This window comes from Mucilaginibacter sp. GW821-FHT07G05, from assembly GCF_059418565.1.
Window position 1 is genome coordinate 275,913 of the sequence record NZ_JBWKQC010000006.1, and the last position, 26,982, is coordinate 302,894.

Consider the following 26,982-nt stretch of genomic DNA (forward strand, 5'->3'; position numbering starts at 1 on the left):
TTTTACTTAGCGAATGTTTTTCTCTTAAGTACGAAGTTTGCACCAAGATACACTTTTCTAACCATTTCATTATCAGCCAGCACTTCAGGCACGCCCGATTCCAATATCTTACCTTCAAAAAGCAGGTAAGCCCTGTCGGTAATCGACAGCGTTTCCTGTACGTTGTGGTCGGTAATGAGGATACCTATGTTGCGGTGCTTCAGTTTATACACCATCGCCTGAATTTCCTCCACGGCAATAGGGTCAACCCCGGCAAAGGGTTCATCCAGCAAAATAAAATTAGGTTCGGCAGCCAGGGCGCGGGCAATCTCGGTACGGCGGCGTTCACCACCCGATAGCAGGTCGCCACGGTTTTTACGTACCTTATGCAAACTGAACTCATCAATCAGTTCTTCCAGCTTATCGCGCTGCGCGTCCTTGGGCATTGGGCCCATTTCCAGCACGGCTTTAATATTATCCTCAACCGAGAGCTTGCGGAACACCGATGGCTCCTGCGCAAGGTAACCTATCCCCTTTTGGGCACGGCGGTACATAGGGTCGGTAGTAATTTCCTGATCCTCGAGTATAATGCGGCCCTCATTCGGCTTTATCAACCCTACAATCATGTAGAACGACGTGGTTTTACCTGCGCCGTTAGGCCCCAGCAAACCCACAATTTCGCCCTGCGCCACGTTGAACGATACATCGTTTACAACGGTACGCTGCTTATATTTTTTTACTAAATGCTCTGCACTGAGGATCATGCTTTTTCAATTCAATATTTAATTCAAAAGTTAAAATTCAAAATTCAAAACATCGTGTAGGATGCTCCTGGTTTTTGACTTTTCACTTTTGAATTTTGACTTTCTACTTAACTAAATCTAATTCCTTTTATATTTAACTGCACCGAGCGTTTTTCGCGCCAGATGTTCTCTTCAATGGTATAACAAATATCAAACGGCACGCCTTGTTTTAATTTTGGCAAATATTCGCCGTGGTTAAAGGCAATGCAATCAAATATAGGTGAACCCGGCTGCGCCACAAACATTTTTACATGGTTGCTGCCTACCAAACCCGCGTTGCCGCTAACATAAACATTTTTACTTATGAAAACCGGCGACATATTTTCGGGGCCAAACGGCGCAAACTGGTTCAGGATCCTGAAAAACTTCGGGTCTATCTGCTTTAGTTCCAGTTCATCGTCAATTTCAATTTGCTGTATCAGTTGCTCGGCCTTGATGCTGGCGCTCACCACCTCTTCAAACCTATCGGCAAAGGCCTCCACGTTTTCGGGCTTAAGAGTAAGACCGGCGGCGTATTTGTGCCCGCCAAATTGCAGCAACAAATCACTGCATTCGCAAAGCGCCTCGTACAAATCGTACCCGAAAACAGAACGTGCCGAACCCGCCACATGCCCGTTTGAGCGGGTAAGCACTACGGTTGGCCGGTAATATTTTTCGGTAAGACGCGATGCCACTATCCCGATCACCCCTTTGTGCCAGTTCTCGTTAAATACTACGGTCGATTTACGGTTGATGAGAGCCTCGCTGTTATCGATCATGCTTAACGCCTCGTCGGTTATGGATAGATCATGTTCTTTACGTTCAGCATTTTTCACATTAATGAGCAGCCCTTTTTCTTTGGCCTCGTTCTCATCGCAAGCTATCAGTAGCTGTACCGAATGCTTGGCATCATCAATACGGCCGGCAGCGTTGATACGCGGACCGAGCAGAAATACAATATCTGAAATGGTGTAATTAGATGTTCTGCCGGCCACTTCCATCAATGTTTTTACACCGATGCAAGGATTGGTATTTAGTTTTTGTAAACCGAAATAGGCCAGCACCCTGTTTTCGCCTGTAATATGTACAATGTCGCAGGCTATACTGATAGCTACCAAGTCAATAAACCGAAACACTTCTTCTTGCGGAATATCATTCTTTTCGGCATAGGCCTGTATCAGCTTAAAACCAACACCACAGCCCGAAAGCTCTTTATAGGGATAATTACAATCAGGTCGTTTTGGATCGAGTACGGCAACCGCAGCAGGCAGTTCGGGCCCGCAGGTATGGTGATCACAAATAATAAAATCGATTCCCTTGGTATTGGCGTAATCAACCTTATCAATTGATTTTATACCGCAATCGAGCGCTATTATCAGGCTAAAATTATTTTCGGCAGCGTAATCAATCCCCTGGGTTGATATTCCGTAGCCCTCTTTATAACGGTCCGGTATGTAATAATCCAGATTTTGGTAGCGATCTTTAAAAAAACCATACACGGTTGATACCGCCGTGGTACCATCCACATCGTAATCGCCATATATTAATATTTTTTCGTTTTGGGCGATGGCTTGCTCTATGCGCTCAATAGCTTGTTCCATACCGGCCATTAAAAACGGATCGTGCAAGTGGCGTTCATCGGGCCTGAAAAAATATTTAGCGCCATCAAAATCACTAATACCCCTGCTTATCAAGAGGTTGCTTAAAACAGTGTCAATACTTAATGCAGCAGCAAGCTTATTCAATTCATCATCCTGCGCTTTTTGCCTTATCGACCACCGTTTATTCATATTATTTTTGAGGGTAAAAACAGTAAATATAAGTATTGGCTTATTAAACTGTAATGTTCAAAAGAAATTGTTGACTATTTTATTATAATTCGTCATGCAGGTTTCATTTACGGCATAGTTAAGGCAAGGTATTTGCCGCATAGCCTTATATTTGCAGCCGGTGCCCAATTGAGTACCTTAATATATAACTGACATGGAAGCATACGCACTTGGTGAAGGATCATACTCTGTTGACGCTACAAAGAAATTCATTCCCTTTAATCCCGAAACTGATAACCGTAAAGATCGCCCTGGTTCGCTGTTCATCCATGTTAACCCCTTCCTGATAAAAACCGGTACCGACCTGATATTACTTGACGCGGGTTTGGGTTATAAAGATACCCGCGACGAGCTTTACCTGCACCAGCACATTCGCAACGCCGGTTACGATCCGGAGGATGTTACTTTGGTACTGATGTCGCACCTGCATTACGATCATTCGGGCGGTTTGGTAGTTGAGCGCAACGGCCAATTGGAGCCCAGCTTTCCGAATGCCGAACACGTGGTGCAAAAGGGCGAATGGGAGTTTGCCTTTACAGGTAAATCATCATCGTACCACGTAGAGATATTCGAGGCGCTTAAAGACAAGGTGAAATTTACTTTTACCGATGGCGACGGCGAATTTAAACCGGGCATTAAATACGAACTATCGGGCGGTCATTGCCCAAATCACCAGGTATTTTGGTTTGATATAGAAGGCAAAAAGATTTTCTTCGGCGGCGATGAACTACCCGAGCCCGAGCAACTGCTACGCCGCTTTGTAGCCAAATATGATTATGATGGGCACAAGGCGATGGAACTACGCGAACAATACGGTAAAAAAGCAGCCGACGAAGGTTGGGAGTGCTTGTTTTATCATGCCCGCAACAGTGCTATAGGTACAGTAAAACACGATGGCGACCACTTTACAGTAGAGCCCGTATAGGTTAATTATTGCTGATCTACCTCAAAAATTTCTTTTATACGCTCCACGTTTAGCGGCTTGGATATAAAATCTTGCACTATGGTGTATGATTTTGCACGGCTGATATCGTTGCTGAACACCGACGACGATATGATGAATACTTTTGTTTTTCTGAGAGGATCGATATTCAGGCGGGTATATTCATCTAAAAATTCCCAGCCATTCATGATAGGCATATTGATATCCAGCAAGATATAATCGGGCAAATTATCGGGGTTCTCCTGCTGAATTTTTATTAGTTGATCGATTGCGAACTTACCGTTTAAACAAGCGGTTATATCCGTATTGAGCATGGCCTTCTTAATCAACTTTATCGAAATAAAATTATTGATCTCGTCGTCATCAACCAATAGAACGCTTATAGTTTTGTTGAGTATGTTCATATCTTCTTTATACGGAAGTATAATTAAAAGGTTTTATTCCCAAAAGTTGTGAAAAACGTTTTTATACACGTATATACGCAGTAAATGTACTAATGTTTTAAATAATTTCAGTCAGCAGCGGATTAATTTTCGGGAAAATTTTAACTATAAATACACCAATTATTTACAAGACATTAACACACACCACATAAGTTATGGAACAAAAAAAAGACCCGGGTTATTGGCCCGGGTCTGTAATAATTTTGTTATTCAATTACGCTTTCTTCAAAAGCGTAATCTTCAATCGGCGGGCACGAACATATCAGCGTTCTATCGCCGTAAGTATCGTTAACCCTGCCCACTGACGGCCAAAATTTATAGGCTGCTACATAAGGCAGCGGGAAAGCTGCTTTTTGGCGGCTGTATGGGTGCTCCCACTCGTTGGCGGTTACTACCGCTGCCGTGTGAGGCGCGTTCTTAAGCGGATTGTTCACTTTATCTAACGTGCCTTCTTCTACCTCTTTTATTTCGTTACGGATGGCGATCATCGCGTCGCAGAAACGATCGAGTTCGTGTTTAGGCTCTGATTCGGTTGGCTCAACCATTACCGTACCCGCAACCGGGAACGATACCGTTGGCGCGTGGAAACCATAATCCATTAAACGCTTAGCAATATCGGTTACCTCAACACCAAAGTTTTTGAACGAGCGGCAATCCAATATCATTTCGTGCGCGCAACGGCCTTTGCTGCCGCTGTACAATACAGGGTAATGTGCCTGTAGCCTGTTCTTTATGTAGTTGGCGTTTAATATAGCATATTTGGTAGCGTTGGTTAAACCGTCGCCGCCCATCATGGCTATATAAGCGTGTGATATGATAAGGATGGATGCCGAACCCCATGGCGCTGCTGATACAGCAGGGATTGATTTACCTTTATCAATATCAACTACCGCGTGGCCCGGCAGATAAGGCACCAGGTGCTTAGCTACACCGATAGGACCCATACCCGGACCACCCCCACCGTGAGGGATACAGAATGTTTTATGTAAGTTAAGGTGGCAAACATCGGCACCAATATTAGCCGGGCTGGTTAAACCTACCTGCGCGTTCATGTTGGCGCCATCCATATATACCTGGCCACCATTAGCATGTATAATTTCGCAAATTTCAATGATGCTTTCCTCAAATACACCATGTGTAGATGGGTAAGTTACCATTAAGCACGATAATTCGTTTTTGTATTGCTCGGCTTTGGCTTTCATATCGGCAACATCAATATTACCGTTATCATCGCATTTTACCACGATAATTTTCATGCCTGCCATTGCTGCCGATGCAGGGTTGGTACCATGTGCCGATGAAGGGATCAGCGCGATGTTACGGTGATGGTCGCCCCTATCCTGGTGGTAAGCGCGTATAACCATTAAACCCGCGTACTCGCCTTGCGCGCCCGCGTTTGGCTGTAAGCTCATGGCCGCGAAACCGGTGATCTCGCTCAACCATTTATCCAGTTCATCAAACAGTTGCATGTAACCGCCGGTTTGGTCAACCGGTGCAAACGGGTGCATCTTGCTGAACTCGGCCCAGGTTACAGGCACCATCTCGGTAGTAGCGTTCAGTTTCATGGTACATGAACCCAAAGCGATCATCGAGTGGCAAAGCGAAAGATCTTTTGTTTCCAGCGATTTAATGTAACGCAGCATTTCATGTTCTGAATGGTGCGAGTTAAATACCGGGTGTGTTAAATATGCTGATGTACGTTGCAAGCCAGCCGGAATAGTAGTTTCCAGGTTAGCTTTCAGGTCATCAAAATTAATATCGTTAATTGTTTTCGCCTTTACTTTGGCAAAGAAACGGGTGATGGTTTTAACATCTTCAGGTGAAGTAGTTTCGTCAAGCGAGATAGTTACAATTGAACCATTGTAGTTCAGGTTCATCTCGTTGTTCAACGCTTCGCCGTGCAGCGGGCCAACCAGCTCGCCAAGGTCAAACTGAATGGTATCAAAGTAAGCGGCGTTCAGTTGTTTGTAACCCAACTCTTCTAACGAGTTTGATAACAATACCGTTAAACCATGGATACGCTCGGCAATCAGTTTTAAACCTTTAGGACCATGGTAAGCGGCATACATACCCGCCATAATAGCCAATAGCGCCTGCGCGGTACAAATATTTGAAGTTGCTTTATCCCTGCGGATGTGTTGCTCGCGGGTTTGCAGCGCCATACGCAAAGCGTAGTTGTTAGCGCTATCAATAGTAACACCTATAATACGACCCGGCATTGAACGTTTGTACTCTTCTTTAGTAGCGAAGAACGCAGCATGCGGACCACCGAAACCCATTGGTACACCAAAACGCTGGCTGGTACCTACTACGATATCGGCACCCCACTCACCCGGAGGCGTTAGCAGCACCAAACTCATAATATCGGCAACTACGGTAAGTTTAATGCCTTTTTCGTGCCCGGTGGCAGCAAAGCCTTTGTAGTCATACACCTCGCCGTTTTTGGCAGGGTATTGTACAATGGCGCCGAACATATCATCGGTAAGATCAACAGTTTGGTGGTTACCTATCACCAACTCAATACCGTAAGGCTGCGAGCGGGTTTTTAATATATCGATAGTTTGCGCGAAGATCTCTTCAGACACAAAGAATTTGGTAGCTTTTTGATTTTTGCGCAGGCTGTATTGCATAAACATAGCCTCGGCAGCGGCAGTACCTTCGTCTAATAACGAGGCGTTGGCTATTTCCATACCGGTAAGATCAAGTACCATGGTTTGGAAGTTCAGCAATGCTTGCAGGCGGCCTTGCGCAATTTCGGCCTGGTACGGGGTATATTGGGTATACCATCCCGGGTTTTCCAGTATATTACGCTGAATTACACCGGGTACAATTACATCATAATAACCCTGACCGATGTATGATTTAAATACTTTATTTTTTGATGCCTTTTGCTTTAAGGTGTTCAAATAATCGAACTCGCTTTTTGCAGGCGGCAGGTTAAGCGGGGCCTTCAGCCTTATCGGCGCAGGCACTGTTTGATCTATAAGTTCATCTACAGAATTTACGCCTATAGTTTTTAACATTTCGGCGGTGTCAGCTTCGTTTGGCGCGATGTGACGGTTTTGGAATTTCTCCTGGTAGTCAGTGTTTAACTTCATGAAAATGTGGCCCTGTTAATATTTCCGCAAAGGTACTATTTTAACAAGTGACTATCAATTATGTAACCTGCAATTGACAATATGTTTACAACAATACTTCGCGACAAATAATAATTGCACACCACGTTAAATAACCAACAAAAATTCGCGACTAAATCCCTTAGGCAATATATTAATAGGCACTATTTAGCCAGCTGTTTCAAATACATTTGTATGGTGTTCTCCAATCCATAATATAAGGCATCGCTGATGAGCGCGTGGCCTATACTCACCTCCAGTAATCCGGGCATATTTTCGGCAAAGTATTGCAGGTTGTTCAGGTCGAGATCGTGCCCGGCGTTGATGCCCAGCCCTGCCTCCTGCGCTACCTGTGCGGCGGCTATATAGGGTGCAACGGCCAGTTCGCGCCCTTGCGCGTAATGGGTGGCATAACCCTCGGTGTATAGTTCAATACGGTCGGTACCGGTGGTAGCGGCGGCCTCCACCATGCGTGGCACAGGATCAACAAATATGGATACACGGATCCCGGCGTTCTTAAATACGCCGATAATATCTTTCAGGTAACCCTGATTTTCAACCGTATCCCAGCCGTGGTTTGAGGTAAGCTGCCCTTCGGCATCGGGCACTAAAGTAACCTGGTGCGGTTTATTGGCCAGTACAAGGTCAACAAATTTTTGTTCGCGGCAGTTACCTTCAATGTTAAATTCGGCAGTTACGATTTCTTTCAGCTTATACACATCATCATACCGAATATGGCGTTCATCGGGCCTCGGGTGCACGGTTATGCCCTGCGCCCCAAAGCGTTCGCAATCTTTAGCAACCTGTATCAGATCGGGGTTGTTACCTCCTCTTGAATTACGCAACGTGGCTATTTTATTGATATTGACGGATAAACGAGTCATGGTGATGTTTCAGCTTAAAAAATTAAAACGGCAAATATCATTAATTACTTTTTAAACAGTAAAATCATTTTTTGGATTGCAGTATTTTGAGATAATGATGACTTACCATCTGTAAGTAAAGGTCCTCTCCTTTGGAACATAGCCGTCAACATAATGGTTAAAGCAAAGCGCATAGTTAACTCACCCGGTCTACGCTTCGCTGGACCACCCTCTCTGCTTTGCAAAGAGGGCTGGAGAACCTCGCAAAATAAATAACTTTCAACCCTTCTTTCCGCTTGCGGAGAGAGGGGTGACGAGCGAAGCGATGTCGGGGTGAGTTGATATAACGCTATAATATTTACGCTCTCAAGCGAACATTTCATTGATCAACACTTAAGGCAAAGGCCATCCGCACCATAGTTCGATAGGCTCACCATGACCCCAACCAAATGCTCCCCCTCCCTCCACAAAAAAAGCGAGGCCAGTTAAGGCCCCGCTTCTCACATAAACATAAAAATTAATTTTCTTTTTTGGGTAGTAACATTAGTAAGATGGCAAATTGGCATAAAGGTTTAACGGATGTAAAAATTTTTGATGATAATATATATAGGTAATTTTACCTTATGTTTGCCAAGCAATTGCCAGGTAGCAATGCGCTGTATAAATTTGTTTAGTATTAAATGCCCGGCATTAACGAAATTAAGAAACCTATAGCTGCCGATATTGATGCTTTTGAAGCTAAGTTTAAAGCTTCGATGCAAAGTTCGGTACCCTTGCTTGATCGTATTACGCACTACATTGTAAAGCGTAAAGGCAAGCAGATAAGGCCTATGTTCGTTTTCTTTTCGGCCAGCATTAGCGGGGGCATTACCGAGGCTACCCACCGTGGTGCCGCCCTTGTTGAACTATTACATACCGCTACCCTGGTGCACGACGACGTGGTTGATAACTCTTACCAGCGCCGTGGTTTCTTCTCTATCAACGCTTTATGGAAAAATAAGATAGCTGTTTTGGTGGGCGATTTCCTGCTATCCAAAGGCTTGCTGCTATCTATCAATAACGGCGATTTCAACCTGCTTAAAATAGTATCTGAAGCGGTAAAGCAAATGAGCGAAGGCGAGTTGCTACAGGTAGAAAAGGTACGCCGCATGGATGTTGATGAGCCTGTTTATTACGAGGTGATCAGGCAGAAAACGGCTTCGCTTATTGCGGCCTGCTGCGCCTGCGGGGCGGCATCGGCCGGGGCAAGCGACGAGGTGGTTGAAAAAATGCGCGACTTTGGCGAAAAAATCGGCATAGCCTTCCAGATAAAGGATGATATGTTTGATTTTGGCACAGATGATGTAGGAAAACCATTAGGAATTGACATCAAGGAAAAGAAGGTAACGCTGCCGCTGATCTACGCGTTGAACAACTGTACTTCGGCCGACAGGAAACGGATGATCAACCTGGTAAAGAACCATAACGACGACCCTGCAAAAATTACGCAGATCATCAATTTTGTAAAAGAAACCGGCGGACTGCAATATGCCGAAAGCCAGATGAAAATTTACCAGGACGAGGCATTTAAGATCCTCAGCACTTTCCCCGAAGGCGATTCGCGCACAGGTTTAGAACAATTAGTACGTTTCACTACCGAACGGAACAAATAAATGACCAACGAGCTTATTTTTATTTGCGGCTTTATAGTTTTTATAATGCTGATGCTTGCTATTGACCTCGGTATTTTTACCCGAAGCAATAAACCCGTGGGCATTAAGCAAGCCGCCGTTATGAGCGGCGTTTGGGTAGCGCTGGCACTCGGCTTTTACCTGCTTATTTATAATTACGGCCACCTGCTGCATAATGTGGACAGCTTTGCCGTTCTGCAACAAAAAAATCTCGACAACTTTCACAAACTCAAACTTAACCCGGCGGATTTTGAGGGCAGCCTCGCGCTTTACCGTAAAAATCTCGCGCTCGAATTTATTACCGGTTACGTGGTGGAGTATGCCCTGTCTGTCGATAATATATTTGTGATGGTGCTCATCTTCTCGGCCTTTTCGGTAGAACAGAAGTATTATCACAAGGTGCTGGTTTGGGGTATTATCGGCGCGGTGATCATGCGGTTCATCTTTATTTTTGTGGGAGCCGCATTGATTGATAACTTCCATTGGGTGCTGTATATCTTCGGCGCGTTTTTGGTATATACGGGGGTAATGATGTTTGTTAACCGCAACCAGGAAGAGCACATCGACCCGCAAAACCATAAAGTGGTAAAGTTTGCTTCGCGATATTTTGGCGTGCACCCTAAGTTTGAGGGCAGCAAATTCTTTATAAAACAGAACGGCAAAAAACTCATGACGCCGCTGTTCCTGGTGCTGCTCATTATTGAGTTTACCGATGTTATTTTCGCGGTGGATAGCATCCCGGCCATATTCTCGGTAACTAAAGATCCTTACCTCGTATTTTTCTCCAACATATTTGCCATACTGGGTCTGCGTTCCATGTTCTTTTTACTGGTGAACATCATCGAGAAGTTCCATTATCTCAAAGTAGGACTTTCTGCCTTGCTGGTATTCATCGGCCTTAAAATGCTGGGCGGCCATTATGCCGAACAATGGGGCTTTACCACCATGCACTCGCTGATTGTGATAGTGGGTATTTTAGTCGTAAGCGTAGTGGCGTCATTGGCATTTCCGAAAGCGAAGACTATTCAAAAGCAACATTAATTTCCGGTTGAAAATTAGCATTTTCAATATACTGATGCCTACCTTTAGTACTCATAAATAACACATTATGCCAGTTACTGATAAACCCGGTGTGCCAACCCTATTTGAATGGGCCGGTGGCATGCCTGCCTTTGAGGCGCTGTTTCAGCAATTTTATGATAAGGTATTGGCCGATGACCTGCTCGAACCGGTTTTCAAACACATGTCGGCACAGCACAGGTTACATGTAGCACATTTTGTGGCCGAAGTACTGGGCGGGCCAAAGCTGTACAGCGAAAGTGAGGGCAACCATTACCAGATGATAAAAAAGCATCTTGAAAAATACCTTACCGAAGCCCATCGCAAACGCTGGATACAATTGCTGCTCGAAACCGCCGATGAACAGTTGCTACCCGCCGATCCCGAATTTAGATCTGCATTTGTGGCTTATCTCGAATGGGGCACACGCATTGCCGTACTAAACTCGCAGCTCAATGAAATTGATATGCCTGCCAATAACCCAATGCCCGAATGGGGTTGGGGTGTTCCGGGCGGACCTTACCCCCCAGCCCCCTGAAGGGGGAGCTTTTGAAGTGCAGATCTACGCTTCGCTGGATCGGCTTTTTTTCACGACCAGAATAAGGCAGTTCCCTTCTTTGCACAGCAGAGAAGGGTGTCGAGCGCAGCGATGACGGGATGAGTCCCCAAAAGTTTTTAAAATGTCATACTCATTCTTCAATGGGTTGAGGCACTATTTATTATACAAATCTTTTTAACTTCGTAAATGCACTTTTTCGATTTCAGCTTCCCGAAGTTTGGCATTTTCGATGCTTTGGACATTCTGCTGGTAGCCTTTATTATATATCAGTTGTATAATCTTATACGCGGCACCATCGCCGCCAATATATTTATTGGCCTGGCCGTGGTTTGCGCCCTGTATTTTGTGGTAGATGCGCTAAACATGAAACTGCTTACCGGCATCCTTAAAAACTTCATGAATGTGGGTATCATTGCCATCATTGTGGTGTTTCAGCAGGAGATACGCCGGTTTTTATTGCTGGTAGGTAAAAACACATCATTACAGCGCAACCGTGCATGGTGGCAATATTTTTTTGGTAAAACCGAGGCCGAAAAGAACAACTACGCGCGCATTAAACCTATTATTGATGCCTGCAAAAGCATGAAACAAACCCGTACCGGGGCCTTAATCGTATTCGCTAAATTTTACGACGAACAGTTTTACCAGAACAGCTGCGAACTGATGGACGCCAAAATATCAAAACGTTTGCTGGAAAGTATCTTTCAAAAGAATAGTCCGCTGCATGATGGGGCGGTAGTAATATCGGGCAATAAAATAAAATCGGCCAGCTGTATTTTACCCCTTACCGAAAAGAGCGACCTCCCGGCACAATTCGGCTTACGCCATAGGGCTGGCATCGGTGTAACCGAGGCCAACGAAGCCACAGCCCTCATCGTATCAGAAGAAACCGGCGAAATATCTTATGCCAAACAAGGCCGCGTTAAAATGAATATCAGCTTCGCCGAATTGGAAAAATTATTGAATAAAGATTTTTAATTGGTCATTGGGTAGTAGTCAATGGTCATTACTCATTTGTGAATTCCACTATCGTCATTGCGAGTTTGCCAATCCGCTGGACTTTGAAGGCTAAATGACGATGGCTTACACTCTCCCTCCACTGTCATGCTGAGGAACGAAGCATCTATCGCAGATAAGCATAGCGAAGAAGATTCTTCACTGCGTTCAGAATGACAGTTTTTTAACACGTCATGCAACAAGTTCCTATGCCCGCCTTTGCGCTCATAGCCGCCGCAGTTCTGCCCGTTTTCACCCGAAGCTTCTTTGCTGACGGAAAAGCTAACCCATTTACTTTACGGCAATGCCCTCCTCACCTTCACAGTATCAACCTTAACTATTTATTACCAATAAAAAAGGGTTGCCTATAAACATAGCCAACCCCTTTTTAATAATGTTGCGTGTTAAATCACTTATTTGGCATCAATAGCCTTAATAGCGTCGTCGGCTACCTTGGCAGATGCATCGTCTTTTAACGCTTCACGTTTGGTTTTAATGCTGTTAAGCATGCCTTTTACATAGTCGCCTACGTATTGTTTAAAGCGAACGCCAAGTTCTTTTATTTCGTTGATGCCTTGTTGTGCATACTCGGGTTTTTGAACGCGGCCAACCAGGTCGGCAAATTTTTGCAGCGCGTTAAATTGCGCCTGCGGACCAAGCTCGCTGTACTTACTATAAACAAAAGGCCATTCGGCATCGCTGCCGCTGGTTGAGTAAATACCGATCAATGCCTGTGTAAGCGCGCCTTTATTATCAGCCTCAAAACCTTTTGCAAGTTTCAATGCTTCCGCCGGATCAATTTGACCGATTGCGTTCAAAGCAGCGCCTTGTACCGCATACGATTGGCTTTTCAAAGCCTCTTTAAACAGGTTTAACTGACCTGATGCCTTAAGCTTACCCAAAACCGAAATAGCCGCGGCACGTGCCAATGTATTTTCATCTGTACGGGCAATTGATTGCAATACCGGCTGGGCCGCGTTGCGTACTTCATCATTGGTCATGTTAACGGCTTGTATAGCTTCAATGCGCAGACCGTAATATTTATCTTTCAGCGCCGCTAAGACGATCTTTTGCGCGTTTTTATCGCCTTGTGCCGGCGCGGCAGCTTCAATAGCCTCTAAACGATCGCGGTATAAAGGCGCGTTAGCATATTGAAAAGCGAACTCTTCTAAAGTTTTCTTATCGGTTTTTTTGGCAGCCAAAATCTTGTCGCCATCCACATTTACCAGGTTTGGTTTTGATGCTACGGCGAAAGTTAAGGTATCGGCCTTATTACGCAGCCATACTTTATGGCGCTCTTTTTTACCGCCTGCGTAAACGTCAATAGCTATCGGTAAAATAAACGGATCACCATCCTGAGTTTGATTCACATACACGGTTTGTGTTTTTGTAGCCTCATCCCATTTGTAGCTGATATCCAACACCGGGTGACCGGCACCAAAATACCATTGGTTAAAGAACCAGTTCAGATCGCGGCCGCTGGCTTCTTCCAAAGCTAAACGTAATTGATGTGCTTCACCGTTTTTGAAAGCGTTAGTTTTAAGGTAGATGCCTAAACCTTTGTAAAAAGCATCCTCTCCTAAATAATTACGCAGCATGTATAAAATGCAACCACCTTTTTGGTAGGTAACCACATCAAATACTTCCTCTTTATCTTTATAATGGAAACGTACCAGGTCCTTTGTTTTAGCGTCAGGATTGCTCAGGTAGTTTTGCAGGTCGTCGTAAATGTGCGCGCCGCCTTCGTCTTTACCGTATTTGTATTCGGCCCACATGGTTTCGCTAAAGTCGGCAAATGATTCGTTAACGGTAAGGTTGCTCCAGCTTTCGGCAGTTACATAATCGCCAAACCATTGGTGAAACAACTCGTGTACAATAGTACTGCGGCCCTGGCTGTAATAAGCGTCGATCAGCTCACGCGGGGTAGATTGTACGTATTCGCCATGCAACGTAGCCGATGTATTTTCCATTGCGCCGCTCACGTAATCGCGCACTACAATTTGTGAGTATTTAACCCAAGGATAATCAACACCTAATTTGGTTGAATAAAACTGGATAGCCTCCGGTGTAAAACCGAAGATCTCTTTAGCGTAAGGGGCATATTTAGGCTCAAGGTAGTAGTTCACTTCCTTGTTCTTCCACTTGTCTTTATAAATTTTGAAATCGCCAACGGCCATCATAAACAAGTATGGCGAGTGTGGCAATTCCTGCTTCCAGGTATCGGTACGGGTACCATCGGCATTAACCTTTTGCGCGGCCAGCCTGCCGTTTGACAGGGTTACGTACTTGGCAGGCACCGTAATGCTGATCTCTTCGGTGGTTTTTTGGCTTGGCTTATCAATAGTTGGGAACCATGCCGATGAAGCTTCTGTTTCGCCCTGTGTCCATATCTGAGTAGGCTTATCTTTTTCTTTGCCTTCGGGGTTAATAAAGTACAAACCTTTAGCATCGGTGATGGCCGCGCTGCCTTTAGCTTTTAACTCGTTAGGCTTGGCAGTGTAATCAATATAAATGGTATAATTCTCGTTGTTACGGTAAACTTTATCCAGCTTAATGGCAATGCTCAGGCTATCATAAGTAAACTTAAGCGGGGTGTTTTTGCCATTCTTTACTACAGCTATGGTTTTAATATCCATGCCCTTAGCATCAAGCCTTAAGGTATCGGTAGGGTAAAAATGCGGCTTTAAGGTAACCCATTCTTTACCATACATATAAGCCTTTTTATAATCAAAACGCACATCAAGTTTGGTATGTATCAGGTCGTTGATCTTGGCAGGGGTTTCCCTGTAAATTTTCAGGCGGGGATCGGCAGGTTTTGGCTGCTGTTGCGCCATAGCCGGTAAAATGCAGACGGCGGTCAGTACAACGCCTGCAAGTAAAGTTTTTTTCATAAAAATGAGGTTGTTAAAATGCAAATTTAAAAGTTTAGCAATGGCATGCAATTAATTGCCACCTAATTCTTTTTTGAGGCTATGACGCAACGGATAGCCAAATTGTTACATAACTTAACACTCAATAACATATATTTACTTCACAGTAAACCAACCAGTAATAAACATGCACAGGAGAAAATTCATACAGAATGTATCTGTGGCGGGTACAACTTTCCTCATCGGTTCTCACCTATCGGCTTCGGGCTTTTACAAGGGTTCGCCTAATAATAAAGTAGTTGTTGGCATAATGGGTGTGAACGGTCGCGGCAGCTTTTTGGCGCAAAAACTGGCCGCCCTTAAAAATGTAGAAATTGGCTATATATGTGATGTTGACCAAACCGTGCTTGCACGCGCTATTGCCGATGTTGAAAAACTTACCGGCAAAAAACCACAGGGCATTACCGATATAAGGAAGTTACTGGAGAAGAAAGATTTTGATGCCCTGTTTATTGCCGCGCCCGATCATTGGCATGCGCCCGCTACTATTTTAGGCTGCCAGGCAGGTAAGCATGTGTACGTAGAAAAACCGTGCAGCCACAACCCCAACGAGGGCGAAATGGCGGTAGCCGCGGCACAAAAGTATAATAAGATAGTGCAAATGGGCAGCCAGCGCCGCTCGTTCCCCAATGTGCAGCAAATGGTAAAGGAGTTGCACGAGGGCATTATTGGCCGGGCCTATTTCGCGAGGGGCTGGTATACTAACAACCGTAAAAGCATAGGCACGGGCAAACAGGTGGCTGTGCCTGCTAATTTGAATTACGATTTATGGCAAGGCTACGCTCCGCGGAAACCTTTTCAGGATAATTTGATACACTACAACTGGCACTGGTTTTGGAACTGGGGCACCGGCGAAGCGCTCAACAACGGCACGCACGAAATTGATGTAATGCGCTGGGGGCTGGGAGCCGAATTTCCGGACAAGGTAACTTCATCGGGCGGCAGGTTCGCTTTTAAAGATGACTGGCAAACACCCGATACGCAAACCATACTGGCAAACTTCCCGAATGACACGGCCATTTCGTGGGAGGGGCGCAGCTGTAATAACTATAACGACGGCAATGGTCGCGGGGTAATATTTTATGGCGACAAAGGCAGCATATACTATGGTGGCGGCAATGGCTATACGGTTTACGATCCGGCAAACAAGGTGGTAAAAGAGGTTAAAGATTCGGTTGTGGTAGATGCCAACAATAAGGTAAGCCCTACCGAACTGCTGGATACCATGCACCTGGTAAACTTTGTAAATACCATACAAGGGCTTGAAAAACAAACCGCGCCTATTAGTGAGGGCCATAAATCGACCCTGATACCGCAGCTGGGCAATATTGCCTACCGTGTTAACCGGGTGCTTAACCTCGACCCAAAGAACGGCCACATTATAGGCGATGCCGAGGCCACCAAACTTTGGAGCCGGGAGTATGAACCGGGATGGAAACTGACGGTGTAAATGGCCGCGCAAAGTTGTCATTTCGAACAAAGAAAGAAATTATTCAAAAACAGATAACAATCATGGAATTTAGAGTAAAAGACGAAGGAGCGTTCTATTCTGCAATTACAGAGTTTTGTTCAAAACATAATATTCCCGAATTTAATAACCAAACAAGGCATTATGAAAATGGAGTATACACAATTAGTTTTGGTCAAGCGTTCATAGACAGAATAAACAACATAGACCCAACTTTCTTACAATCCATTCCACGTTAATTACATTGAGTCACCTTTATATATAATTGCCGAAATCTTCTGCTTCATAAAGGTCGAAGACAGGCATGACGAAGAAGATCTCTCACTACGTTCGAGATGACAGTAGTTAGCAAGAAGAAATTAAGAATAACGATCGATCTATTATAATCTACAATGAAACAAAAATTTAAACTTTTAAGTACGCTTGCGCTGGGCATAATGGTGATTTCGGCATCGGCACAGGTTAAACCGGGCTATACCAGTCTGTTTGATGGCAAAACCCTTAATGGCTGGAAACGCCTTGCCGGTACGGCCGACTATAAAGTGGTTGACGGCACTATACAGGGCACTACCGTGATGAATTCGGGCAATACTTTTTTGGTAACTGAAAAAGAATATGGCGACTTTATTTTAGAACTGGATATCAAGCTGGAAAGCAACGTAAGTAATTCGGGCGTGCAAACCCGCAGTCACTTTGACCCTGCCGCTAACGGCGGTAAGGGCAAGGTATATGGTCGTCAGTGTGAAATTGACCCATCGGCACGCGATTGGGCAGGCGGTATTTATGATGAAGGCCGCCGCGACTGGCTTTATCCTGTTGACCTGAATGCCCAGGCAAAAGGCACTTTTAAGGTTGGCGAGTTTAACCACATTAAGGTTGAATGCATAGGCAACGAAATGAAAACCTGGATAAACGACAAACCCATCGCCTACATAGTTGACACGGTTGATGCCAAAGGCTTTTTAGGTTTGCAGGTGCACGGCATCAACTCGCAGGAACAAGCCGATAAAAAAGTATGGTTTAAAAACATCCAGATAAAAACCACCAACCTTAAACCTACCCCGTTTGAGAAAGGCATTTACGTGGTTGACCTGGTACCCAACCACATCAACACTTACGAAAAAGCCGATGGCTGGAAATTATTGTTCGATGGTAAAACTTCTAACGGATGGCACAGCGCCCGCGCCAACGCCTTCCCGGCAAAAGGCTGGGACATCAGCAACGGAACCATCAGCGTACAACCATCAAACGGTGCCGAATCAACCAATGGCGGCGATATTGTAACCAACGGTGAGTTCAAAGCGTTCGACCTGTCGTTTGAATTCAGGCTGACCGAAGGCGCCAACAGCGGCCTCAAATATTTTGTAACGCTGGATGAAAAAACACAAGGCTCGGCCATCGGGCTCGAATACCAGGTATTGGATGATGCGCGTCACCCGGATGCCAAATTAGGCCGCGATGGTAATCGCACCCTGGCCTCATTATATGACCTTATTAAGGCTAATAAACAAGAGCGCTTTGTACACCCCATAGGCAAGTGGAATACCGGCCGTGTGGTAGTTTCTCCTGACAATCACGTATTGCATTACCTAAACGGCGTAAAAGTACTGGAGTATGACCGCGGCTCACAAGCCTTTAAAGACCTCGTAGCCATCAGCAAATACAAAGTATGGAAAGACTTCGGTGAAGCCCCCCAAGGCCATATCCTATTGCAAGATCATGGGAACGCGGTGAGCTTTAAGAGTATTAAGATAAAGAGTCTGTGATCAGAATTTTAATTGTCTGAACCGGAATTTATTGAATTAAGGAATTATCAGAATTAGTCAATTCTATTCAATTCGGTAAATTCTTAAATTCTATAAATTCAGGTTCAGACAAAAGGGTTCAAACAAAAAAGGTCCGATGCACAGCACCGGACCTTTTATATTTTCTTTCGGACTTACGGACTTCCCGTCTTCCGGACTCAACAGCTTAGCAATATTGATCAAACGCGCCGATCAGGTTATCAGCGATCATTTGTGCCGGGCGGCCTTCAATTTGGTGACGCTCGATGATGTGTACCAGTTTACCATCTTTAAACAAAGCCATTGACGGCGATGACGGAGGATAAGGCAGCATCAGGTTACGGGCTTCATCAACCGCGTCTTTTTCCATGCCTGCAAAAACTGTTACCAGTTTATCAGGGCGTTTTTCGTTTTTAACAGCGTATCTGGCGGCAGGGCGCGCGTTAGCAGCAGCGCAACCGCATACTGAATTTACAACCACAAACACAGTTCCTTCGCTCTCAATAGCTTCTTTTACTGATTGCGCGTCTTTCAACTCGCTGAAGCCATCATTTGTAAGTTCGGCACGCATAGGAGCCACTAAATATTCCGGGTACATATTATTTTCCTCTGATTTAATTTATACAAAAATATCAATTCGGCGGCAAATTAAAAGTTTACCTTATGTAATATTACCATTTTACTGTAGGCTATTCTGCATTTGGCTTGCATATACCGTCCTTAATATCAATCAGTATCACCGAAATTACGCTCAATCCGCTGGCTGTTGCCACGGTAAGCAGGCCATCAACAAACGATGTGTTGAAAAACAAAAGATAAATAATGGTACCGTAATAGGGTGTCATACATATCGGGCAGCCATAAATGGGCTTGTACAGCATCCCCTTGGGTTCAATTATCTTTTTTATACCATCAAATATCATCCCCTTCCAGCTACAAGCATGTATAAAAAGCACAATGAGTGCAATGATGAGCGCGTGTTGTATCATAATAATTGCTTAAGTAGCTGGTGGTGTGCAAAAAGCCTACCATGATTTATTTGACCATGCTCCTTTGACCATGATTTTTAGGATTGGGGGATTGGCTTGATTCTTTTTGTTGGGGAGAGGGATTTTGATTGTATGGTTGTTTAAGATTGGGCTATTGCTTGTTTTAATATTTGCTGTTAATCTTGACTCCTGATTCTTGTTTCTTGCCTCTCTCTTTGTGTTTTATAAAGAAAAGTTTATTATGTATTTTTGCAATCTCAAAAAATTGAAAAATATGTCATCAGTAGAAACTGCCTACGTAAAATACAAAGTGAAAGACTTTTCGCTGGCCGAGTGGGGTCGTAAAGAAATAGAACTTGCTGAAGCTGAAATGCCGGGTTTAATGGCCCTGCGTAAAGAGTATGGTCCAACTAAACCACTTAGTGGCGCACGTATAGCAGGCTGCCTGCACATGACCATTCAAACCGCTGTTTTAATTGAAACATTGATAGAGCTGGGTGCCGAAGTTACCTGGTCGTCATGTAATATATTCTCCACACAAGATCATGCCGCTGCCGCTATCGCTGCTGCCGGTACTTCGGTTTACGCCTGGAAAGGTATGAACGCCGAAGAATTTGACTGGTGTATTGAGCAAACGCTTTTCTTTGGTGAAGAGCGCAAACCATTGAACATGATATTGGATGATGGTGGCGATTTAACCAACATGGTATTGGATAAATTCCCTGAATTGATTGCCGATATTAAAGGCCTTTCGGAAGAAACCACTACCGGTGTACACCGTTTATATGAGCGTATGAAAGCAGGTACACTGCCAATGCCGGCTATTAACGTTAACGATTCGGTTACCAAATCAAAATTCGATAACAAATACGGCTGCCGCGAATCGTTAGTTGACGCTATCCGTCGTGCTACCGATGTAATGATGGCCGGTAAAGTTGCCGTTGTTTGTGGTTATGGTGATGTGGGTAAAGGTTCTGCCGACTCATTACGCAACTCTGGTGTACGTGTTATTGTTACCGAAATTGACCCTATTTGCGCATTACAGGCAGCTATGGAAGGCTTCGAGGTAAAAAAATTAGGTACCGCTATCGCTGAGGCTGATATTGTGGTAACTGCTACCGGTAACAAAAATATAGTTCGCGAAGAGCATTTCCGTGCCTTGAAAGACAAAGCTATCGTTTGTAACATCGGTCACTTTGATAACGAAATTGACATGGCCTGGTTAAACGGCGCTTATGGCAATACCAAAATTGAAATTAAACCACAGGTTGATAAATATACCATTGATGGCAGCGATGTAATTGTACTTGCCGAAGGTCGTTTGGTTAACTTAGGTTGCGCTACAGGCCACCCAAGTTTTGTAATGAGTAACTCATTCACCAACCAAACATTAGCTCAATTAGAGCTTTGGACCAACGGTGCCGCTTACGAAAACAAAGTATACACCCTGCCTAAACACCTTGACGAAAAAGTTGCCCGTTTACACCTTGCCAAAATTGGTGTTGAACTGGAAGTTTTAGACCAGGACCAGGCAGAATACATTGGCGTAACGGTTGAAGGTCCGTTTAAACCGGAGTATTACAGGTACTAATTCAAAAGTTAAAATTCAAAATTCAAAAAAGGGACGTGGTTGATATCACGTCCCTTTTTTTTATGGGGTAATTATTAGTTGTGTTACTGCGTTTTTTTAGTAGGACTGCTATTAAAAATATTTAACGCATAACCGATTTGAAGCTGTGTAAAATTTTGATTAAAGTTATGTTCGTTAAATATCCACCGGTATCTAAAAAACACCTTAGAATCATCATTAGTTTTAATGTAGGCATCAAAATTAGCCTGTACCAATCCTTTGTTTATATCAAATCTATAATCGTCATTAAAAGATTGCTGTTTGATATATGCAGCACCAAAATTTAGCCCCCAACGACCATCCGGACGAAAGGTTACTAATGTGGCAAGTGAAAGATAACCATTATTGATAGCAATAGAATTATTGGTAGCAGTGTCTTTAATATTTTGCACTCTCGTTCTATACCAAAAAGCGCCGAGGTCAAGCACATTCCATGTCAGCTTTTTTTGAGGGTAATTAAACTTAAGAATGTTAAGTGTAAACCCGGCCGATACCAATTGATGCTGGAACTGTTTAAGAGGATTTACTCTTTTGATGACAGACTGGTTGCTATCTAAAATTAGGAAGCGGTTATTGCCATCTATTTTTGAAAACAGCAACTTGGGTTCAATTGAACTGAAAAAATTATAATACCCTGACCGGTATCTTTTATAAGGTATTGTTTCAGTAGTTACAATTATAGGCTTAAGTGTATATCCTGATTTAGCTGCTTTTTTTAAACTATCAATTACTTTAACCCTATTGGGCACCAAGGTATTGTTAAAATAAATACTATCTTTTCTGATGACATTATATTTGGTAGATTTTTCTTTATTTGCATCCGCTATGTTTTTCGGATCAACATACCTGATAAAGTCATACTTAGTAAGATCATATTTAGATGCGAGATCTTGGGTTGAACGTTTAAAGAATGGCTTGTATGTTGTATTTATATTTACCTTTCGTTTAACCTCTATTTGTACAAGTCCGTTAGGTTGTTCCTGATCTAAACCTACAAAATCGCTAAACGCGGCAATGTCAAGTATCTTTGACCGTCTTTCCTTTTTCACCTGCACTATAGGCTTTTGCGGTGTTAAAGTAAAGGTTCTGTTTGATGGACTATAATCTTCTTTATCGTTTTCTAAATTGATATCAAAAAATAAAAGATCAGATAAATTTATATACCGGCTTAGTCCTTTTATCCCTCCGCAATCAAAACAATACAAGGCAACATTTGAAAACCGTTCAGGATCATGCTTACCTGAAATACTGATAGGATACGAATTTTTATATTCAAATACCCTGCGGGGCGACCTAACGTCTTTTTTTACCTCCCATGGGTATATTAAGTGAACAATCACATTCTTAATAGCGCCATCTTCAGTTTCCACATCTACTTTGGTAACATAAAGTCTAACTTTTATTTTGCTTAAGATGGAATTATAATAGGGCGACGAATTATCGATAAGAAAACTATTGATAGAATCTTTTTTTAATATCAGGTTTGCAGTAACAGGTTCATCATCTAAAAACTCTAAGTTTGTTTTAATATAGAAAAACAATTCTACTCCGGTATCTCTCAATGAGTCGGTTATCTTAACCTTATGCCTATTGTTCATTTGCTGCTCAAAACCTGCAACAAATGTATCTTTATTAAATTCAGAGAAATTTATTTGTGATGATTTTATAGCTTTACTACCTTCCGTGTCATCCTCTAACAAGCCGGTGTTCAAATCACTGCTATCTTTTAATGACTTAGCAGAATCTATAGCAGCCTCCTCTGCTTCGCCTGAATTCGTTGTACTAATATCAAATGAATAATTATTAATATCCAGTTTGATAAATTCATAGTTATAAATTTTGTTATTGTAAACAAAGGTGCCTAAAACCCTTTGGGAAGGTACTTGCGCAAATACACATACAGGAAGTACTACTAATAGAAAAACATATGCGCAATAGTGGAGTTTACCAATAACCCCGGATATTCTTGTTAGAGTAATTAAGTTACCAAGACAAAAATTAGTTTTTTGAAAAAAGCTGCTGTTAGGTATAGCAGCGAAAGTTGTGATAGCAGGTTTCATATTATTATTGATAAGGGTTGGCTTAAAAATATTAATAATAACCACATATTTAGTTAAAAAATAACAATATTATTTTTTAACTACCTAAAAAACAGCGCACAAAGAAAAATAAGTATTTTAATTAATAATATTTTATCTTAACAAATAGAAGAGAAAAACAATTATAAAACGTTAGTTCTTAAATTCATCGTCAACGCTTTCGCGGAGATCGTATAGCAGCCATTGCCGTTTTGCGGCCAATTGCTTGTTTTGTTTCAGCAGGTTGATAAAATCGTTCACGCCTACGGGCTCGTTACCGTTGCCATGTATCAGTACAATGCTGCCTGCATGCGGTTGCTGTCCTTTGGCCAGCCAGGCATCGGTACCTACGGGGATCAACCCGAACCCGGTAATTTGCATCACCAGTTGCTGATCAGATACCAAACCCGGGAAACGGAAAAAAGCTGATGGTAACAAGCCGTTCTGCAACATGGCCTTTTCGGTTTCCAATACTTCATAATTAATATCGGTACCGGCTTCCAGCAGAAAATTTTGCTTTAACGGCAACGTGCTGCTTACCCGATGATTATAAGAGTGGTTGATCCAGGTGATATGGATCTCGCCATTTTGCTGCATTTGTTTAAGCCATTGCAAGTCCTGCTGATGCTTGTTCATCCAGATACCAGTTACGGATAGTGCCACAGGTACGGGTTGTTCTATACCTTTAAATTCGTTGAATATGTCGGTAAATATTCGTCGGTCCAGCGGGCGATGCGACGGACAAAGATCTGCCGTAAGGCTAACCCCGGCCTCTTTAGGCATACCGCTTTCAATCCCGGCATCCTGTATATTAACCGACTGCTGTTCGGCCTTGTTTAAAGCCTTTGCATAAGGCGTACTGTTAAATATCTTGCGCAGTTGTGTTAATGGCATCGGTGTAACCCGATACAACGAGGCTTCGTTCACCTTAGTTTCTAACGTGGAAGGCTCTACCAGCAGGAAATAACTTTTCCCTTCGCTTTCAAAGCTACGCAGCACTATCCAGTCCTGCTGAAAGTACTTAGCCCAACCGTAATAAACACGGTAATTACTAATGGCTCTATACACTGTTTGCCCCTTAGCCGGCGGCACAACAGCAAGCCATAAAAAACAAATAAGAGTTAACAGTAGCTGGTTTAAGGTTCGTTTCATTTCAATAAGCTATCAAGTATACACGGTTTGGCAGCTCGATACAATAGTAAAGGGTTATTTATTGACAGATGAAAGTTAACACTTTACTGTTATTTAAATTATCTTACTTTTGCAATCGCACAAAAAATACGGAGAGGTGTCTGAGTGGTCGAAAGAGCACGCCTGGAAAGTGTGTATACGCCAAAAGTGTATCGAGGGTTCGAATCCCTCCCTCTCCGCCTTTGCTGGCCGAAGCGGGCTTCGGCGGATGAAATCCACCAGTAGTCTGCGTAGGAGGGCTTCGTCTGCTTTAGTCGCTTGTCTTCTTGAACCTTAATAAAGAAGTCCTGGCAACGAAATATCCAAGATTTCTATTATTCCACTTTCCATCAATCCATTTTGGCAACTGCTTAATTGTATTTACTTTTGCTGCAGAATGAAAAACTTAAACCGTTACGCCGCATTAATTATAGTCCTGCTATTTTTATTTTCTTGCAAAAAAGACAATCACGAAACTATTGCCGATCCCGTTCCGGAAAAGGTGATCAACTACCGGGATAGCATTTCCTTCTCCATTAATGACAAGCAATATAGCTTCGATGATAAATACTCTTATGGTATAGGCAATCGGTCTATAAACATCAAACGTTCCGCTACAGTTATTAATGGCGGAAAGCTGGCTTATGAAACGGGTGGCTATTACTGGTATGGCGTTCAGGATTCTACCCTTTATTCCGTTATTTATAAAGTCCTTTCGAGGCAGGCCGCAAATACGTTCTCAATCGACTTTACAAAGAAATTTGCAGATAAGGCATTGCAAGGCGGTATACACTTGTTGTTCCCGAAGAGTAATCTTGAAGTTTTTAAATTAGGAAAACAATCTTTTGCTGTCGATTTGGACAAGGAAAACACACTGGAAGGCATTTCAATAAATTTAGCCGGCGCAGATATTAATAAGTCGTTAAGCACCGACATTCCGGGATTTTCCATATTGATCCGGTCTGATTTGAAGAACGACATTCAGAACAACTCAACCTTTGAGATCACCAAAATTGAGCAATTGAAAGATAACATATACGCAATAGAGGCAAAATTTGAAGTGAACCTTTTTGATATAGACGCGAAACAGTACAGACTTAAAAACGGCTTTATGCGACTTGTAACCAATGTTGTACCCGGCAATGGCGGAACTTTGTAATTCCTCACCGACCCTACAATCTTGTTAAACTCACCTGCCGCAACACCGGCTTATTCAACTTGTATATCTGCGTAAGCAACAGGTCCATTTCCATTTGCCAGGCCTGACGTACGCTTTTGTATTGTGATGTAAGGTAGGTTGATTTATTGCCTGCTACAAATATTTCCCTTTTGGCTACGGCGTTTACGGTATCCATCGCCACGGCGTTATCTGCATTGTACAAACCACGGTCGAAAAGTACATTGAACTCAATAAAGGCATGGTTGCGGAAACGGCGCTCTATTTCCCAGCGTTCTTCGTTTAAGGCCATCACCTGCAATGCCTGCTGGTACTGCGGTGTATTCGTTTGTTCGGCAAGGTTTATGCCCTTTGCCAAATCATCTGCCGACCAGCTACCTATCACCTGCCCGTCAATTTGCAGGCTGTATTTGCCGTTCGCAAGCCCCTTTACTGCGAGCACCTCCTGGTTAAATTCTTTGATGAACGGAATCACCTTCAGCGCGTCGGCCTGCCTGCGGTGATTGCCCCAGCCCCGCACCACGGTATCAAGCGGATAAGGCAGGGCTCTTGCGAGGTAATTGAAGGTAATTCCATTTGTCGTGCGGCTTAGCTTATTCACTACCGCATTCTCGGCTTTAACTACTTTTTGGCTGCCTGCCTCAATCTGCACATTGGCAACGGATTTATTGGCCAGTCCCTGCGCTTTTAATATGAGGTAAGCCATTACCATGTGTCCATCGTTATCGGGGTGGATACGGTCGTTAGGTGTAAGGCTGAAAGCAGGGTCGGTTGCCTGGCCTTGTTTGTTAATAGCCGTCATGGGGCGGTTAAGATCGATGAATCCCCATTGGTTCTTTTTAGCCGCCGCTTCCTGAAACTCGGCTATCTGCAACAGCGCCGCGCTTTTGCCTTTATATAAATTATTGGGTGCCGAAGTAGTGGTTTCATCATAAGGCGATGAGGCCACAAGTACTTTTTTTACATTCGGCAGTCGCTTTAGCTTGTCTTCAATAATATGGTAGTATTTTATAGAAGTATCAAGGCGTTTTCTGAAAGTTTCCTGCGCATTATCAGCAAACCATTCCATGTAACCGGTATCGTTCATCCCCCAGGTAACAGTAACCACCGTTGGGTTGCGGTTGAGCACGTCGTCATCAAACCGGCGGGCAATCTGCTTGGCAATATCGCCGCCTATGCCGGCATTAAAAAAGGTAACCCTCATATCGGGGAAGCGCGTCATGTAATAAAGCCATATATAAGAATGGTAGTGCCCGCCATCGGTAATGCTGTTACCAACAAATGCCACCCGGTCGCCGTTTTTAAATGGGGCTACCGTTTGAGCTTTAGCAATAGCTGTAAACGAAACAAGCAGCACTATTACAGCGCAAACGCGTAAAGTAAGTTTCTCTTTTAATTTGTTGATCACAGGCATTTGAATGTGGGTTTGATCTGGTTTAATAATATCCGCCAACGCGGCATAACTGGTTACAAACAAATATATAAATTTAAATGAGATATCGATTTAGCAAATTGTA

21 protein-coding genes and 1 tRNA gene are annotated in these 26,982 nt (G+C 43.5%); 11 read left to right on the top strand and 11 right to left on the bottom strand.

Features of this window, described 5'->3' with window-relative positions; translation table 11 throughout:
* Positions 1 to 2: 2 nt before the first annotated feature.
* Both lptB and recJ read right to left on the bottom strand, forming a co-directional pair.
* Positions 3 to 743 carry an LPS export ABC transporter ATP-binding protein gene (lptB, locus tag AC07NA_RS16970; protein WP_494898796.1) on the bottom strand — a complete coding sequence of 247 codons (741 nt, stop codon included), beginning with the start codon at positions 741 to 743 and terminating at the stop codon, positions 3 to 5.
* A gap of 107 nt (positions 744 to 850) precedes the next feature.
* Entirely contained in the window at positions 851 to 2,551 is a 1,701-nt protein-coding gene (gene recJ / locus AC07NA_RS16975) for a single-stranded-DNA-specific exonuclease RecJ (RefSeq protein WP_494898797.1), read from the bottom strand.
* 193 nt (positions 2,552 to 2,744) lie between these two features.
* On the opposite strand from recJ, the gene AC07NA_RS16980 reads away from it, so the two are divergent.
* A complete protein-coding gene (locus AC07NA_RS16980; protein WP_494898798.1) occupies positions 2,745 to 3,515 on the top strand; it encodes an MBL fold metallo-hydrolase in 771 nt (256 codons plus the stop codon).
* 5 nt (positions 3,516 to 3,520) lie between these two features.
* Here the strand turns inward: AC07NA_RS16980 and AC07NA_RS16985 are convergent, their stop codons facing one another.
* The 3 genes from AC07NA_RS16985 to AC07NA_RS16995 all read right to left on the bottom strand — a co-directional run bounded on the left by AC07NA_RS16985 (position 3,521) and on the right by AC07NA_RS16995 (position 7,976).
* A complete protein-coding gene (locus tag AC07NA_RS16985; RefSeq protein ID WP_345210964.1) occupies positions 3,521 to 3,937 on the bottom strand; it encodes a response regulator in 417 nt (138 codons plus the stop codon).
* A 245-nt stretch (positions 3,938 to 4,182) separates the two neighbouring features.
* Complete coding sequence (gcvP, locus tag AC07NA_RS16990) at positions 4,183 to 7,074, bottom strand: aminomethyl-transferring glycine dehydrogenase (RefSeq protein WP_494898799.1); 2,892 nt, start codon at positions 7,072 to 7,074, stop codon at positions 4,183 to 4,185.
* A gap of 182 nt (positions 7,075 to 7,256) precedes the next feature.
* A complete protein-coding gene (locus AC07NA_RS16995) occupies positions 7,257 to 7,976 on the bottom strand; it encodes a pyridoxine 5'-phosphate synthase (RefSeq protein WP_494898800.1) in 720 nt (239 codons plus the stop codon).
* Positions 7,977 to 8,635: 659 nt separating this feature from the next.
* On the opposite strand from AC07NA_RS16995, the gene AC07NA_RS17000 reads away from it, so the two are divergent.
* From AC07NA_RS17000 to cdaA, 4 genes are all read left to right on the top strand, one after another.
* The gene (locus AC07NA_RS17000) at positions 8,636 to 9,607 is read left to right on the top strand and encodes a polyprenyl synthetase family protein (protein WP_494898801.1); all 972 of its coding nucleotides are present in this window, start codon (positions 8,636 to 8,638) and stop codon (positions 9,605 to 9,607) included.
* A complete protein-coding gene (locus AC07NA_RS17005) occupies positions 9,608 to 10,666 on the top strand; it encodes a TerC family protein (RefSeq protein WP_494898802.1) in 1,059 nt (352 codons plus the stop codon).
* A gap of 67 nt (positions 10,667 to 10,733) precedes the next feature.
* Positions 10,734 to 11,222, top strand: coding sequence for a group II truncated hemoglobin (locus AC07NA_RS17010; protein WP_494898803.1), 489 nt, complete (start codon positions 10,734 to 10,736; stop codon positions 11,220 to 11,222).
* Between the two features lie 207 nt (positions 11,223 to 11,429).
* Positions 11,430 to 12,221, top strand: a complete 792-nt coding sequence (cdaA, locus tag AC07NA_RS17015) for a diadenylate cyclase CdaA (protein ID WP_345210958.1) — start codon at positions 11,430 to 11,432, stop codon at positions 12,219 to 12,221.
* A 431-nt stretch (positions 12,222 to 12,652) separates the two neighbouring features.
* Here cdaA and AC07NA_RS17020 read toward each other — a convergent pair whose 3' ends face one another.
* Entirely contained in the window at positions 12,653 to 15,130 is a 2,478-nt protein-coding gene (locus AC07NA_RS17020) for a M1 family aminopeptidase (protein ID WP_494898804.1), read from the bottom strand.
* A 166-nt stretch (positions 15,131 to 15,296) separates the two neighbouring features.
* Between AC07NA_RS17020 and AC07NA_RS17025 the strand changes: the two genes are divergently transcribed.
* The 3 genes from AC07NA_RS17025 to AC07NA_RS17035 all read left to right on the top strand — a co-directional run bounded on the left by AC07NA_RS17025 (position 15,297) and on the right by AC07NA_RS17035 (position 18,403).
* Complete coding sequence (locus tag AC07NA_RS17025) at positions 15,297 to 16,619, top strand: Gfo/Idh/MocA family protein (protein ID WP_345210956.1); 1,323 nt, start codon at positions 15,297 to 15,299, stop codon at positions 16,617 to 16,619.
* Between the two features lie 62 nt (positions 16,620 to 16,681).
* Complete coding sequence (locus tag AC07NA_RS17030) at positions 16,682 to 16,876, top strand: hypothetical protein (RefSeq protein ID WP_494898805.1); 195 nt, start codon at positions 16,682 to 16,684, stop codon at positions 16,874 to 16,876.
* A 153-nt stretch (positions 16,877 to 17,029) separates the two neighbouring features.
* On the top strand, positions 17,030 to 18,403 hold the full coding sequence (locus AC07NA_RS17035) for a 3-keto-disaccharide hydrolase (RefSeq protein WP_494898806.1): 1,374 nt from the start codon (positions 17,030 to 17,032) through the stop codon (positions 18,401 to 18,403).
* 205 nt (positions 18,404 to 18,608) lie between these two features.
* Here the strand turns inward: AC07NA_RS17035 and AC07NA_RS17040 are convergent, their stop codons facing one another.
* Together AC07NA_RS17040 and AC07NA_RS17045 are read right to left on the bottom strand one after the other, a co-directional pair.
* Complete coding sequence (locus tag AC07NA_RS17040) at positions 18,609 to 19,019, bottom strand: BrxA/BrxB family bacilliredoxin (RefSeq protein WP_345210954.1); 411 nt, start codon at positions 19,017 to 19,019, stop codon at positions 18,609 to 18,611.
* A gap of 91 nt (positions 19,020 to 19,110) precedes the next feature.
* Positions 19,111 to 19,410, bottom strand: coding sequence for a hypothetical protein (locus AC07NA_RS17045; protein ID WP_494898807.1), 300 nt, complete (start codon positions 19,408 to 19,410; stop codon positions 19,111 to 19,113).
* A gap of 274 nt (positions 19,411 to 19,684) precedes the next feature.
* Here AC07NA_RS17045 and ahcY point away from each other — a divergent pair, with 274 nt between their 5' ends.
* Entirely contained in the window at positions 19,685 to 21,001 is a 1,317-nt protein-coding gene (ahcY, locus tag AC07NA_RS17050) for an adenosylhomocysteinase (RefSeq protein WP_345210952.1), read from the top strand.
* An 83-nt stretch (positions 21,002 to 21,084) separates the two neighbouring features.
* Here the strand turns inward: ahcY and AC07NA_RS17055 are convergent, their stop codons facing one another.
* Entirely contained in the window at positions 21,085 to 23,100 is a 2,016-nt protein-coding gene (locus AC07NA_RS17055; RefSeq protein ID WP_494898808.1) for a hypothetical protein, read from the bottom strand.
* Between the two features lie 171 nt (positions 23,101 to 23,271).
* The gene (locus tag AC07NA_RS17060; RefSeq protein ID WP_494898809.1) at positions 23,272 to 24,270 is read right to left on the bottom strand and encodes a polysaccharide deacetylase family protein; all 999 of its coding nucleotides are present in this window, start codon (positions 24,268 to 24,270) and stop codon (positions 23,272 to 23,274) included.
* 130 nt (positions 24,271 to 24,400) lie between these two features.
* Between AC07NA_RS17060 and AC07NA_RS17065 the strand changes: the two genes are divergently transcribed.
* A tRNA-Ser gene (locus tag AC07NA_RS17065) sits at positions 24,401 to 24,488 on the top strand.
* Positions 24,489 to 24,685: 197 nt separating this feature from the next.
* On the top strand, positions 24,686 to 25,447 hold the full coding sequence (locus AC07NA_RS17070; protein ID WP_494898810.1) for a hypothetical protein: 762 nt from the start codon (positions 24,686 to 24,688) through the stop codon (positions 25,445 to 25,447).
* A gap of 13 nt (positions 25,448 to 25,460) precedes the next feature.
* On the opposite strand, the gene AC07NA_RS17075 is transcribed toward AC07NA_RS17070, so the two are convergent.
* On the bottom strand, positions 25,461 to 26,942 hold the full coding sequence (locus tag AC07NA_RS17075) for an SGNH/GDSL hydrolase family protein (protein WP_494898811.1): 1,482 nt from the start codon (positions 26,940 to 26,942) through the stop codon (positions 25,461 to 25,463).
* Between the last annotated feature and the right edge of the window lie 40 nt (positions 26,943 to 26,982).